This is a genomic window from Rhizobium sp. BK098 (genome assembly GCF_014193155.1).
In the GTDB taxonomy this organism is placed as follows: Bacteria; Pseudomonadota; Alphaproteobacteria; order Rhizobiales; family Rhizobiaceae; genus Rhizobium.
Genome location: NZ_JACHYY010000029.1, coordinates 1 through 13,665, shown reverse-complemented (window position 1 = coordinate 13,665; position 13,665 = coordinate 1). Strand labels below are relative to the sequence as shown.

Genomic DNA, 13,665 nt, shown 5'->3' with positions numbered 1-13,665 from the left:
CCTGTCGCTCACCGCGTTGGGGGAAGGTTCACATGGCTCAATTCTCAATGGAAATTATGCGCCTGACCGGCTCAGTTCCGCGTGAAAACCAACAGAATATGGGTTTGCCTCCGCTGCGATCGTAGTGGGTATCGAAATCAGCATCGACGCCTATCCAAAGGATCCCGGAGAGGAAGCCAGGGCACGCCTTTATGGCGTGCTGGTGAGGCATTTCTTCCCCACGACGAAGGTCCTGAACCGGGGCCGGACGTGGCCTAGGTTCGTGCCAGGTCTCGTTAAGCCCGTAGACTATATTGTTTCTCGAAACGGAGCCGATCCACGACTCGACATAGTCGACCGCATGACGCCCAGCTCTGACAGGTCCCCGCCCTACACATCCACATTCTATATCGGCGAAAAGGATGATCCTCGAGCAATGTGGCGGATACAAAACAAGGTGCTCGATAAGCAGAACAAGGCTGCCGGCACGCGTGAGGAACTTGCGGAAGAAGAGAAACGGGTCCGGATCGAGGTCACCTTGGGACAGGCCGGATGCAGAGAGGCCGGAATCAGTGAATTTGCTGCAATGGCCAATTTCAGATTCACGGAACTGCAAGCTAACTTTTTTCGATTCATGCTACCGACGTTTGGCATCCACAAACCGACACCAGGCGGTGCCTCAGCGATGTTACGCTCCTCGGTCAAAAACAGAATTGAGGAAACGAGGCGCCAAAGGTTTCTCCAGGCCGGCGTGCTCGGTCTCCAGATCCGGGAAGATGCAAAACTGGATTATGCACGGCTTTACAGAAACTACTTCACGAGCTGGCACAAGGCACGGGGAAGCAAGATGCCGAAGAGAAGCAGGATTGGCGCCGGCCCATATGGAACGCACATCGCCTACAAGGAAATGGCGCGCGTCATCGAGCGCGCGCTTGCCGGCCTTCAGAGGAAGGTAAGGAGGGAGATGAAGGAATAGCGGAAGGAACTGTGGTGGCTTGTATGTGTGTCGATTATATAAAGACAAGTTATTAGGTCGCAGATTCCTCCCATGTACGTTTACCGCGTAGCCAGGACCTCGCGGTGGTTTAATTACTCACCGGTTTGGGAAAAACCTGTTCTGTATAGCTGCAATCAGATCCGTAACGCTCTCGCATTTACAGGCTTTTTACCTTAACCGCCCTTACGCTGATCAGCGGCGGCCGACGATCAGAAGGTCAGGTGGCTGAGACTTGTACAGTCGTCCACGGCACGCTGGATGTCCCACTATAGATTATCTCCGACGACCATTATAGCGGACCGAGCGGCGCCCGCACATTATGTCCCGACTGATGAGTTCGAAGCAACGGTCGCTTGGTCCGTGAAACCAGCCGAACGGCGTTCGCTGTTTCTACACTACCGGCGAAATTCTGTCCCATCACTTGCTAGTGACGAAATCTCCTTCAGCAGCAACTCGGCTTGCGCCAGGACAGTCTGTACGGCTTCATTTTGTAGATCCGGTGGATAGCCAAATCGCTTGAGTATCTTCTTCACCAACACTCGCATCCTTGCCCTCGCACTGGCCTTGTGTTGCCAATCCACAGTAACAGAGTTGCGCATTTGCTCCACGAGTTCGTGAGCGATAACACATAGCTGCTCACTTCCCAAAGCTTCGACTGCACTGGCATTTGCCGCGAGTGCATCGTAAAATGCTTCCTCTTCAGGGGACAAACCCAGTGTTTCCCCTCGAGCTAAGGCGGCTTGCATCTCCTTGGCGAGCGCGATCAACTCCTGGATCATCTCTACCGTGGAAATCGCATTGGCATGATAGCGGGCAACGGCTTCCTCGAGCCGACGCGAAAAGGTTTTGGATTGAACGACGTTGGTCTTGGACCGGCTCTTGATCTCACCGTTCAGAAGTTTCTTAAGGGCCTCCAGCGCGAGGTTTTTTTTCTCCATATTCTGAACGTCTATAAGGAACTGGTCGGAGAGGACGGAGATGTTAGGTGACTGAAGCCCCGCAGCCTTTAGAATGTCGACAATCTCGGCATTGGCTACGACGTGATTGAGGAGCTGTTCCACTGCAAGCGATTTTGCTTTGTCCGACATTTTGCCAGCGGCCGTGGTTTTCACCAAGGCAGCACGAACGGCCTGGAAGAAGCCTACCTCATCGCGGATCTCCGTTGCGGCATCGCTAGCAGAAGCCAGGGCATAGGCTTTGCTAAGTTCGAGGACGGCATCCTGATAACGGCGATGCGCCTGTTTCTTAGCCTCCGAACTCTCCACCTTGGCAGCTTCCGCTTGTTTCCATTTCAAGATCCAGTCGATACCATCCGCCAGCGCCTTCAGCCGCTCCCCAGGTTTGCCTGTCACGCCTAGGCTGTAATCGTGCCCGTTAAACATTCCTCGGACGATTTCGTATTTCTCCAGCAAGAGGGCAACGGCTTCCTCTTCATCGATCCCGGTCTTATCGCGGTCAGATTGCGAGTATTGAGCAAGAGCCTTTTTCAGGTTGGCGGCGACGCCGATATAATCGACCACCAGACCACCCGGCTTTTCCTTGAAGACGCGATTGACGCGGGCGATAGCTTGCATCAGCCCATGGCCGCGCATCGGCTTGTCAATATACATGGTATGCATACAGGGCGCATCGAAACCGGTCAGCCACATGTCACGAACTATCACCAGCTTCAACGGATCATCGAGTTTTCGCGCTCGCTTGGCGAGATCATCCCGGCGCTTCTTGTTGCCGATGTGCGGCTGCCATTCGAGAGGATCGGAGGCAGATCCGGTCATGACGATCTTCACGGATCCCTTTTCGTCATCATCCGAATGCCAATCGGGACGCAAGGCAATGATCTCTTTGTACAGATCGACGCAAATGCGGCGGCTCATGCATACGGCCATTGCCTTGCCCGGCAGACCTTCGATACGCTTCTCAAGATGCTCGACCAGATCGGCAGCAATCTGAGCCAGTCGCTTCTTGGAACCGACCAATCGTTCGACCGTGGTCCATTGCGCCTTCTGCTTTTCCTGCTCGGTCAGCGTCTCGTCTTCGAGCATGGCCTCGATCTCGGCGTCGATCTTAGGCTTTTCATCCTCGTTCAGCTCGATCCGAGCCAGACGGCTCTCATAGTAGATGGGAACCGTCGCTCCATCTTCCACCGCACGGCTGATGTCGTAGATGTCGATGTATTCCCCAAAGATGGCCGGAGTGTTCACATCTTCGGCTTCAATCGGTGTTCCCGTAAAACCCATGAAGGAGGCGTTCGGCAAGGCCTGACGGATGTAATGGGCATAGCCATATCGGCGCACGCCGGTCTCGCGGTTCAGCTTGGCGTCAAAACCGTATTGGCTACGATGCGCTTCATCAGCCATGATAATGACGTTGCGGCGCTCCGTCAGCACCGGAAACACCTCTTCACCCTTTTCCGGCGTGAACTTCTGAACGGTGGTGAAGATCACGCCGCCCGAGGCCCGGTTTAAAAGCTTGCGCAGATCATCGCGGCTGTCCGCCTGTTCCGGGGTCTGGCGGATCAAATCCTTGCATAGGCTGAACGTGCCAAAGAGCTGGTCATCCAGATCGTTCCGATCAGTCAGCACAATCAGTGTAGGGTTTTCCAGCTCGCGTGAGCGCACGATCAGACCACCCAGAAAAGCCATTAGCAAGCTCTTGCCGGAGCCTTGTGTGTGCCAGATCACGCCGATCTTGCGGTCGCCCGCGGGTTTTGCCGCCTCAATGGCGCTATTAATGGCTTTGCGGGCACCATGAAACTGATGGTAACCGGCAATAATCTTGAACGGCCCTTCGCCAAGATCCCCAAACACGGTGAATTCGCGAATCAGGGCCAGGAAGCGCTCCTTGTCGAACACACCGCGCAGCAGCGTGTCCATCTCATAGGGGCCATGGGGCGTGAAATCCCCCTCCGCGCCGGTGACGGAGCGCCAGGGCATGAAACGCTCTTCGTCCGCCGTCAACGAGCCGATCCGCGCCAGCATACCGTCAGAAGCCACCATCACCGCATTGGCGCGAAACAGCGAGGGGATCTGCTCCCTGTAGGTCTGAAGCTGGTTATAAGCTTCATGGATAGTGGCGTTTTCGCTTGCGGCGTTTTTCAGTTCGATAATGCCAAGCGGCAGCCCGTTGACGAAGACCATCACATCGGGCCGCCGTGTATGTTTGCCCTCAGCCACGGTGAACTGGTTGGTCACCCAGAAATCGTTGTTATCCGGCTTCTCAAAGTCAATCAGCCACAGCTTGTCGCCCTTCACCTCCCCATCGCCGATGCCGAACTCCACATCGACACCGTCGGTGATCAGGCGATGGATGCGGCGGTTTTCTTCAACCAGAGACGGTGTCTCGCTGATCGAAAGCTGGCGAATGGCCTGTTCGCGGGCATCTGGGGGAATGTTCGGGTTCAATCTCTCAACGGCTGCGGTAAGCACATCCGAAAGCAATACATCGCCATAGGCTAGACGGGCTGGAGCGGAGCCATCAGGTGAAATGACCTGCGAAGGCTGGTAAAGGTAGCCCAACTCCTGGAAGGTCGAGAGAACGACTTCTTCGACAAGGCCTTCGGAGAAGCCGGAATGCGCATCTTTCGCTTCGGGCTGGCTATAAAAAATATCGTCAGTCATTCCCAAACCTCAAAGCGTCCAAGGTCTCTTGTTGAAGCAAGCGCTTCCAGGGCGGAGCGAAACTCCCCGTGTACATCGGCCTGAACACGCGGAGCGGTCTTGAGATCTTCAACCTCCCGCACAGACGCAAGCCAGACGTTTTCAAATTCGCCCGGCGTCAGCCGCCGCACCTCAACCGGAAGCAACCCCTCCAAGGTTTCGCCCCAGACATCCTCATCGAAATAAAGCCCGTTCTGCTGTTCATGGCAAAACTCATCCCAAAGGCTGCGGTGGCAATAGTCACCACCAAAAATTCCGGAATGGCAAATCCGCTGCAAACGATGGACCGAACGTCTTGGGGCTCGCTGGTTTATTTCCTCAGCAAGATTGAATACAGCCGTCTGTGCCGCTTCTGGGAGATCATAGGCATCAGACATCGCTGCTTCCCTCGGCCTCATCGGCGCGACTATCGCCCACGCTCGTAGATGCGTTCAACTTCAAAACCCGCTTGTGAAAGGTGCGGTAGTAAGCTTCCAGCATCTTTGATATCCAGGCGATCAACTCCGGCCAGGACGCCTCATCAAGGGGATCGGTGACAGTCCTGTAGCTTACAATCCGGCATGCACGGCGAGAGGGAAGCTCCATCCATGCGGGAGCGTGTCCGAGCTCGGCTTCAATGGCAACCTGTTCCGCCTTCAACTGACTGAAGAAGGATTTGGCATTCTCATCCCCCAGATAAAGCTCGACGGCGATGCGGCTTTTCTGAGAGTCGAGAATTGCACCAAGATGCATCCCCGTTCGGCCTATGGAGTAAGTCGTCCAATGCTGCGGCCTCGGCTTGCGGGAACGCAGAAATGCATGTCCTTCAAGCGCCTTCTGAAGTGCGACCCAGAAGTCCAGTTGCAGCTTCTTGGTTTCAGAAAGGGCTTCACTTTCGATCCGCCGGCTAGCTTGGGTGATGGAGCGTGTCCATTCATTCGGCTTGGACGCGATGTTGAACTTCGGTGCAGCAACGCTATCACCAATGCGCCAAAGCTCTACCTCCACCCCAAAAAACTTGAAGCGCTCGTCGGTAATCTCGTTCAGCCAATCCAGCGCTGCCCGATGCTCTTCCGTGAACCGCGAAGCGATCCAGACAATAGTCACCGTCTGAAGACCGGCCGCATAGGTCAGAAGCTGACCCAGATGCGAATGGTCCGTGCGCTCCAACTGGTTCTCGATCAGAACCCACGAGTCATCGATCAGATCCTTGCAAAGCAGATCCGCCCGGAACGGGCCCACTTCGCGTTCGCGAGCCTCGATCTCGAGCTCCATACTCAAGGCTTCTGCGAGAGCGGTGATGTTTTCCGGCTGCGCGAGCCAGGGGGTAAAATCCTGAGACTCGGATTTCCAGATATCCCGAAGCTCTACTTTGGTCAGACGACCGAGCGTGAGCATGTGTTTCTTATCCTCCCCCTGCTAGTCAATGATCAGCGAAAAACCCAGTCAGATGACGACGAATTCAACGGCCAGTCTCTGATGACTGCTCGGGCCGGGCAGCCGCAAAGAAATCATAGCTTGGCTTTCCGTTACCTTCGAAATTGAGGTTGTTGACCTTTCGATACTCGGCATCAAAAATCTCAACAAGTTGTTCTGACAACTTGTTTGCCAGATTGCCAGCGCCGAGAAGACTCAATTGGCGTGACAGTCCTCTTTTCACGTTCGCCCTGGTTGTTTCCCTGCGCACCCAGTCAATACTCTCGAGCTTGGCATAGTTTTGAATGATCTTTCTTGCCCACTCTACCGCATCGATATCCTCGACGATCAACGCAGCGTGCTGGGAAATTGCGTGTGCAACCTGTTCTTCCAAGGTTGTGCCGACCGCGGCTTCGGATGCAAGCTCGGCCTCTTTCACGGCGTCCTCGGCCCGTTCGGCGCTTCGTGACGCCTTAACTTCGGCCTCCGCAGCCAATCTTTCGTTTATAGCAGCTCTGTGTTCATCCTGGTCCTCCTGAATTTTTCGGAGAAGCCAGTCGTTGCAATACTGCGCCGCGCCGAAAGGATCAGGGAAGAGGCTGCCGTGATGGATATTCATTTTTCGGAGCATCGCCAGGCATTCTTTACGCCGGACGTTGGGAATATGAATCTTGCAGATGTATGGCGCCAGTTTTTTGGCGATCTCATTTGAGGGGAACTCAAAGCCGTCTTCCGGTGTCGGAAGGTCTTCGAATCCTTCAAAATCAATTGCTGAACTCTCTTGCAGAGCATTGATGATGTAGGATTCGAAATTCTCGGTCCCTGACGGCGTCAAGGTGAAAAGCCCAGCCTGACTCACCAATCTCGCATTGTCGTTCGATCTTGGTTCAATAAATAGCTCAGGCAAAGCCACCTTCAGACGTGTCATATCAAGACAGAAGATTGCCCTACTATGGTTTTCAGTGTTTTCATTGTCACCTTCGGCGAACGCGAAGTACAGGGAGACGAAGGGTGATTTCGACCAGTCGAGCAGCGGTGTTGCGAGGCCGACATGTTGACCATAAGCCCAGACGTCACCATCCTCCATCGTGGTTAAATCAGGACCTCTCCCACGCATCGCGAGACGAAAGTAAGTCAGCAGCTCATCTCTCTCGTTGTCCGGAATCCGTCCATCCGAAAACTGCCGTGTGAGCGTTGACGCCAATGACCAATCATAACCGCGTTGACCGCGGTAGATGACTTCATGCCTAGCTCTGTTCTGGCCCGGATCCCTCATGGCCTCGACAAAATGGTCCCACCCCAGCACTCGACATGTGGGTAGGAGACCATCGACGGTGTTGTTTGGAGCCGCAAAATCAGGCCAGATAGGAAGCGAGAGGTAATACGGACGGTTCTTAACTGCGACTGTTCGCCAGTCCTCCAGTAATGGCAGAAGCCGAGTTTTGCGTGGCGCAGGCTTTTTCTTTAGTCGCTTCAACTCTTTCGCAACGAGACCAGATAAATCGCCAAGTTTCGCGTCCCCATCCAACAGATACTTAGAGTGATCTCCCATGGCCTCCACCACGGCGCCCAAATTGCCTCCGGCCATTTGGGCGAGAGCCTCAGGAGCGCACTTGATAAGATACTCTGCAGTGCCAGGGCGCAGTTCACTCATGCAGCCACCTCAACTGCCTCACCTAAACGGATTTCTCCCGACATCAGTTTTGGGAGCAGAAGGTCGCGGGTTTCTGCAAGGGTCAACGAGTGCTCTGAATTAGAAGTCACCAGGTTGCGTAGGGGGACCACAAAGTTATCGAATGCCAACTGCACTGGCTTCGGTGCAACGGTAAATGTCATAGCGGAGAGCGACGCTGGGCTGAGTTCCGTCTGGCCAGTAGAACCGTGCCCCATAGTCTCAATGAGAGCTTCCTGTCCTTCCATGAAAAGTGACAGGACTAGCTTTGAAAGCTTTGAAGTGTCGGCCCTGCAGATTGTGACGTGACTGTCTGCGGTTGCCTGCTCTTTAAGCCCTCGCACGGTAGCCACGCGACCCAGAGTGCCAACTCCGGTGGAATTTACGACCACGTCATATTCTTCAAGACGTCTGTCCTTAGCCGGCCTCTTCGCCTCATCGTGTCGTCGAGCGGCGGCAAGATTGACAGCTTTGTTGCGTATGCACTTCTGATTGATGACTAGGATACCGTTATCAGAATAGGAGGGCGCAAGGCCTCTTTTCAGTAGAACTGTAACGTCCCCTACCTGCTTTTCCTCCCACCCAGCCGGCAGCCCATCATCTCCAAGCGTACCGGGAAAGAGATCGGCAAGCGCTTGTGCCCGCTCAGGGTCCTGCACGAGGCCTCCCATGATGGTGATTGGATCGGCCGCCCCCTCCAGCTTGCGGCGGCTGGGGCCGAAGTCAACGAACCAGTCGCGGAAGATCGCTTGCGCCATCGCCTCTAGCGTCCCGTTCATCCGCCGGTTCAGTTCAATCTTGTCGTCGAGGGAGCCGAGAATGCTGGAAACCTTATTTTGGAATCGCAGCGTGGGAGCTGGAACTTTCAAACGAACGAGGTCCGTTCCGGTTATGCCAGCGACGGCCACCTGCCTACGGATAGTATCAAGAGCGTGGACTCCAGGAGTTGAGTTGAAAAAGTAGAAGTAAAAGAGCGGGTCAGCCATGCTCCTATTAAGACGTGCTCTTATGATGGAGCTTTCAAATGCAGTTACCTCGGTTTGCTCCATTACTATCGAACACTTGCCAGCCCCTTCGGCCACAAGCGAGCGACGCGCGAAGAGAAGGTCGCCTACCTCCAATTTGAATCGCCGCTCTTCGCTTGTCGACAACTCAACCCGCTTCATTGGAACCGCCGGAAGTCTGGGATAGGCGAAAAGCTCGCCCATATTCACCATTTTCGCCCCGCGACCGTGGAATTCTTTTGACTTATAGACGCCGTTGCGTGTCGGCTCCGCCAAAAGGCTACTGAACTCTACGACAGGCCACGAGGTCATAATGCCTCCGACAGATTCAAGACAATACGCTCTTCCAGCCGTCGTCCCTCTTCAAACTGCGCGAGCAACGTCTCCCTCAATCCCTGAAACTTTTCCGCAAATGAAAACCCGTCATCCTCGGCATCCGCCGCGCCCACATAGCGCCCCGGCGTTAGTACGTGGCCGTGCTCACGCACCAACTTCAGATCGGCCGATTTGCAGAAGCCCGGCTCGTCTGCATAGTCCGCCCAGCCATTCTTCGCCCGCGTTTCCGGCTTCGAGCGCCAGCGGTGATAGGCGCCCGCGATCCTTTCGACGTCCTCAGCCGTGAACTCGCGACGCACACGGTCTACCATAAAGCCGAGCTTCCGGGCGTCGATAAAGAGTATCTCGCCGCGCCGATCGCGGTGGCCATTGGCGCTCTTGTCGCGGGCCAATATCCAGAGGCAGGCAGGGATCTGGGTAGAATAGAAGAGCTGTCCGGGCAGGGCCACCATGCAATCCACCTGATCCGCCTCGATCATCGCTTTGCGGATCTCGCCTTCACCGCTCTGTTGCGAGGACATGGAGCCATTGGCCAGTACCACACCAGCCGTGCCACGCGGGGCGAGGTGGTGGATGATGTGCTGCAGCCAGCCGAAATTGGCATTGCCCTTGGGCGGAATACCGAACTTCCATCGGGCATCTTCCGCCAGCCGCTCGCCGCCCCAGTCGGATATGTTGAAGGGCGGGTTGGCGAGGATGAAATCGGCCTTCAGGTCCGGCAGTTCGTCGCGGTGGAAACTGCCCTCATTATTCCAGCGGATATCGGCATCGATGCCCTGCACCGCGAGGTTCATCTTTGCGAGACGCCAGGTGGTGTGGTTGATCTCCTGGCCATAGACGGCAATGTCATTGCGCCGCCCGCCATGCTCCTCGATGAACTTTTCCGACTGCACGAACATGCCGCCAGATCCGCAGCAGGGGTCATAGACGCGGCCCTTATAGGGCTCCAGCATCTCGACCAGCGTGCGAACTACTGAACGGGGGGTGAAGAACTCTCCGCCACGCTTGCCTTCGGAACTTGCAAAGCCGGAGAGGAAGTACTCGTAAACGCGGCCCAGCAGATCCTTTGCCTTGTCGGATGTGTCATGCAGCCCGATGTTGGAGAATAGGTCGATTAGTTCACCCAGCATCGTCTTGTTCAGCGTCGGGCGAGCGTAGTTCTTCGGCAGGACGCCCTTCAGCCCCTCGTTTGACGGAAAGCGTTCGATGGCCTCCATCGCCTCGTCGATCAGCTTGCCAATCTCCGGCCGCTTGGCATTGGCCTGAAGATGACTCCAGCGGGCCTCCTTCGGCACCCAAAATACGTTTTCGGCGAGATATTCCTCCGAGTCTTCCGCGTCAGCAAATTCGTCTGCCTCCAGCTTGGCGTGAAGGCCGTCAAAGGCGTCCGAGATATACTTTAGGAAGATGAGGCCAAGCGCGACATGCTTGTATTCTGAGGGCTCCAAATTGCCCCTAAGCTTATCCGCAGCCTTAAACAGCTCGGCCGTGAAGCCGAGGTCGCCATTACTCTCTTTTGCCATTACGGCCGTCCCCTCAAATCAGTTCAGGCGGACCTTAGAATGGTTGGGTTCGGGGTGTAAAGCTCAGAAAGCTATCCTGGGTTGCCAAGCTTTGTCGCTGCCTAGCCAAGCAGCTACTTACGCTCCAGCGTCACCCGGACTTCTGCAGCGCGTGCATTCCCTTCAAGTCCAGGATAGATACGAGCATGAGACAATCCCATTGCATCGAGTTCGGACATCGCCGCTCGAAAATCCCCAGCTGGTATAGTATATTTCTTCAGACTCACTTCACCTTCCTGGAACTGACCAACATACTCCTCCAATGAGTTAGCTGGATTTTTCAGATACGTGAATTTGCCAAACTGATTCTTGATCCTGGGGTTCCAGATAGCAGGCACCTTCACGATTGGGCATCCAGAAGTCTCTGTCCACGCAGCATTGCTTGGGTCAAGAACCCACACCGCGACGTACTTTTCCAAATTGATCCCTTGGCGAACATGGCCGCTGAATGCGAAGAACGCCGCAACAAACGGGCTCTCACTCCAGTCTAAAAGACGCGTAGGTAGGCCATGATGCTGACCAAGCCCAAGCATGGCCATTTTGTCGTTGCGCAGCGTGTCCGGCATATCCTCGAGTTCACACTCGGAGGTGAACTCTTGAAGTAGCAAGTCAGCGATCTTGTCCTTGCTTCCGCGTTCGCCCCGATACCATCGGTCAAACGAGGTGCTCAAGCTCCACGCATCTTGACCCTGCCCTCGAAACAGAAACTGCCCTTTACGAAAGAGCCCGTCGGGAGCGAAGTCGGTTAGAATCTTGCTTCTGAATTCTGACCACGAGCCGCAGCCAATCTGCATAACGTTTCTGCAAAGTACCGTTTCGCCCCTAAAAATTCCCATGCGCTCACATCTTCACGTTGAAACAAAAAGTCTTTTTACACCTACAGCAATAACGTTAAACAGAAGTGATCAAATCAGTCACTAGTTGAAGTTACTATGAATGATTCGCGGGGTTCATCGATAAGCGTCATAGAATGAGCGTCTCGCGGATGTCTGAACTAATAGTCCCGCCGAGCCGCATTGTAGCGAAGGCCACAAGTTCTCATTCCAGGGGCGAACCGAGGACAAAATTCCGACCGTTACATCGTTACAAACTATCTATTAATATATTGATATTACTAGCTTAAGCCAGATTTCAAATCTCTCTAGCAGCACCAGTTTTTGATTACGCAAAGCTTAGTGTAAATCGCAGTTTGCTGAAATTCAGCAATGCCCGGCAACGGACTCATTTGACTTAACCTAAATCCAAAAATACTCGCTCATTGCCTCATGAGGTCGCACTGAACGACACGAAGAGCAACACAGCTTCAGAAACTAGTTAAGTCCAAGTAAATTACACCATCCTTCGAATAATTTATTCCAAGGCGATCGTAGAATATACGAATAGTAGAAAAATCTTGTGGGTCAATTACGTCCATAGGTCTCACATCTGATCCAATCCACGAAGAACCTGTATCTTGACCTTCCCAACGGAGGTCGGATGCGATGTCATTTCAATTTGTGGAACTAGGCGAGAGCAAGGCATACGATGCTGTGTGGCGCAGATTTTCGCGTTTTCAAGATACCCAAAGAACTACAGAAATGCTGATGTCCGGCAGAATGTTACCTCAATCACAAAAGCAAAATGTTAGAAAGCAGATGCAACAACTTTCTTACACTATAGCACAAGCTAAAGAATTTTCGGACGCAGCACGATCAGGAGGGGACACAACACGAGCATTACTTGCATATTATTCGATTACTGCATTGGCGAATGCAGAGATCCTCTGGAAAGGAAGCGGGGACGACAGTTTCGAACGGCGACCATCGCACTTCAATGGCCATGGTCTTGAGCTCACGCGAAACCAATCCCTCTGGGATTTTGCCGCGCATACTCTTAAAAGGAGTAACGGCTCAATCTCGGGACTCTTCGGCCTATGGTATCAGTATGCTTCCCATTTTCCGCTTTATTGTACCTGGACGACTGTCAATGGCGCCACATCGAGAACCAATCTCGCCGCTGGTGACGCCGGGACACCGCTACGCTCGCTGCCACCACCAGATAATGCCATAACTCTTGGTGAGTGTATGAGACACATCCCCTCAATGATAAACAGTATCCGCTCCTTTGGAGAACAACCAAAGCTAGCGCGAGGCCAAAACGAAGTGCAGAGTATCGTGGATACCAACGGCGCCGAGGTATCCCGTCAAATTCGATATATAATTCATCCTGCCCCACAGCAAATCTTTGACGACATTATATCACAATACAATTTTAATTCCGCAATGGTTGAAAACATAGATATCTTTGGATTAAATAATTCAACGGGAGTTTCCATACAAATTGAAATTGATACGGCAAAACAGCCTTGGCAGAATTGGTCTTTAGCTGAAATATTTCTGGAAAGTCGAAATATTTACTACATAGTTTCCTCAAAATCCCCCTTGAATGAATTCGGTTACTTTTATATAGGCCTTTATATAACTGGCATGCTGTCCAGATACTATCCACAATACTGGATAAAAGAACTTCGTGAAGGGTCTTACATAACCTCGCTTATTCAAGAGTTTGTGGAACATTCACTCCATAGAGTCCCAATGCTCGCGCTCGGGCAATTGGAAAAAACTATATTTCTCTACAGTTAAGCTGGGTCTGATAGACAAACCTCGGTTTATTAACAGTGGCCAAGCTTATTGCGTATTGTCGTTGATGAGAGCCGAGTACATAATCTTCATGTTAAACAAATTCCAGTTAGGCTTAGGTGATTCAGAGTGCAATGTATCTTCTGCTATGAAGAACGCGAGCCAACCTTAGAGCACGTTTTCCCCGATGCGATCGGCGGCACTTTGACAATTAATCGCGTTTGCAAACCGTGTAATGATAAGCTCGGCTCACAAGTTGACGCTCCTCTGGTTGATCATTTGCATTGCAAATTTAAGCGTCTCCAATACAAGATTGCCAACAGATACGGAAAAGTTCTGTCACCGCATGACGTCTTAGGCCCTGTTGACAAAGTATGGCAGCCATATTTTGGCTGCGGCCAAAGCGAGGAATGCCGAGAATGATTTTTGGGTCTTATCGTATCTGG

General features: G+C 53.3%; 9 protein-coding genes. 2 read left to right on the top strand and 7 right to left on the bottom strand.

All coding sequences use genetic code 11. The annotated features are described in order from the left end of the window. Positions 1 to 124: 124 nt before the first annotated feature. On the top strand, positions 125 to 955 hold the full coding sequence (locus FHT73_RS28850) for a hypothetical protein (protein ID WP_183716475.1): 831 nt from the start codon (positions 125 to 127) through the stop codon (positions 953 to 955). Positions 956 to 1,371: 416 nt separating this feature from the next. Here the strand turns inward: FHT73_RS28850 and FHT73_RS28845 are convergent, their stop codons facing one another. The 7 genes from FHT73_RS28845 to FHT73_RS28815 all read right to left on the bottom strand — a co-directional run bounded on the left by FHT73_RS28845 (position 1,372) and on the right by FHT73_RS28815 (position 11,437). After that, positions 1,372 to 4,593 carry a type I restriction endonuclease subunit R gene (locus tag FHT73_RS28845; RefSeq protein WP_183716474.1) on the bottom strand — a complete coding sequence of 1,074 codons (3,222 nt, stop codon included), beginning with the start codon at positions 4,591 to 4,593 and terminating at the stop codon, positions 1,372 to 1,374. Beyond that, complete coding sequence (locus tag FHT73_RS28840) at positions 4,590 to 5,009, bottom strand: hypothetical protein (protein ID WP_183716472.1); 420 nt, start codon at positions 5,007 to 5,009, stop codon at positions 4,590 to 4,592. Before FHT73_RS28840 ends, FHT73_RS28845 begins: the two co-directional genes overlap by 4 nt. Continuing rightward, complete coding sequence (locus FHT73_RS28835) at positions 5,002 to 6,009, bottom strand: DUF4268 domain-containing protein (RefSeq protein ID WP_183716470.1); 1,008 nt, start codon at positions 6,007 to 6,009, stop codon at positions 5,002 to 5,004. Before FHT73_RS28835 ends, FHT73_RS28840 begins: the two co-directional genes overlap by 8 nt. A gap of 64 nt (positions 6,010 to 6,073) precedes the next feature. After that, positions 6,074 to 7,681 (bottom strand): FRG domain-containing protein, encoded by a 1,608-nt coding sequence (locus FHT73_RS28830; protein WP_183716468.1) that lies wholly within the window; start codon positions 7,679 to 7,681, stop codon positions 6,074 to 6,076. Continuing rightward, positions 7,678 to 9,015: a restriction endonuclease subunit S gene (locus FHT73_RS28825; protein WP_183716466.1), complete on the bottom strand. Its 1,338-nt coding sequence runs from the start codon at positions 9,013 to 9,015 to the stop codon at positions 7,678 to 7,680. The genes FHT73_RS28830 and FHT73_RS28825 overlap by 4 nt, the downstream gene beginning before the upstream one ends. Next, on the bottom strand, positions 9,012 to 10,562 hold the full coding sequence (locus tag FHT73_RS28820; protein ID WP_183716464.1) for a class I SAM-dependent DNA methyltransferase: 1,551 nt from the start codon (positions 10,560 to 10,562) through the stop codon (positions 9,012 to 9,014). The genes FHT73_RS28825 and FHT73_RS28820 overlap by 4 nt, the downstream gene beginning before the upstream one ends. A 113-nt stretch (positions 10,563 to 10,675) precedes the next feature. Continuing rightward, positions 10,676 to 11,437, bottom strand: a complete 762-nt coding sequence (locus FHT73_RS28815) for an FRG domain-containing protein (protein ID WP_183716462.1) — start codon at positions 11,435 to 11,437, stop codon at positions 10,676 to 10,678. A 645-nt stretch (positions 11,438 to 12,082) separates the two neighbouring features. Between FHT73_RS28815 and FHT73_RS28810 the strand changes: the two genes are divergently transcribed. Next, positions 12,083 to 13,222, top strand: coding sequence for a YaaC family protein (locus tag FHT73_RS28810; RefSeq protein ID WP_183716460.1), 1,140 nt, complete (start codon positions 12,083 to 12,085; stop codon positions 13,220 to 13,222). Positions 13,223 to 13,665 lie beyond the last annotated feature (443 nt).

What these genes read in the sequence shown, in the direction of transcription:
- FHT73_RS28820 (WP_183716464.1), bottom strand. Translation starts at nt 10,562, where the DNA reads ATGGCAAAAGAGAGTAATGGCGACCTCGGCTTCACGGCCGAGCTGTTT.
- FHT73_RS28840 (WP_183716472.1), bottom strand. Translation starts at nt 5,009, where the DNA reads ATGTCTGATGCCTATGATCTCCCAGAAGCGGCACAGACGGCTGTATTC.
- FHT73_RS28830 (WP_183716468.1), bottom strand. Translation starts at nt 7,681, where the DNA reads ATGAGTGAACTGCGCCCTGGCACTGCAGAGTATCTTATCAAGTGCGCT.
- FHT73_RS28845 (WP_183716474.1), bottom strand. Translation starts at nt 4,593, where the DNA reads ATGACTGACGATATTTTTTATAGCCAGCCCGAAGCGAAAGATGCGCAT.
- FHT73_RS28815 (WP_183716462.1), bottom strand. Translation starts at nt 11,437, where the DNA reads ATGGGAATTTTTAGGGGCGAAACGGTACTTTGCAGAAACGTTATGCAG.
- FHT73_RS28835 (WP_183716470.1), bottom strand. Translation starts at nt 6,009, where the DNA reads ATGCTCACGCTCGGTCGTCTGACCAAAGTAGAGCTTCGGGATATCTGG.
- FHT73_RS28810 (WP_183716460.1), top strand. Translation starts at nt 12,083, where the DNA reads ATGTCATTTCAATTTGTGGAACTAGGCGAGAGCAAGGCATACGATGCT.
- FHT73_RS28825 (WP_183716466.1), bottom strand. Translation starts at nt 9,015, where the DNA reads ATGACCTCGTGGCCTGTCGTAGAGTTCAGTAGCCTTTTGGCGGAGCCG.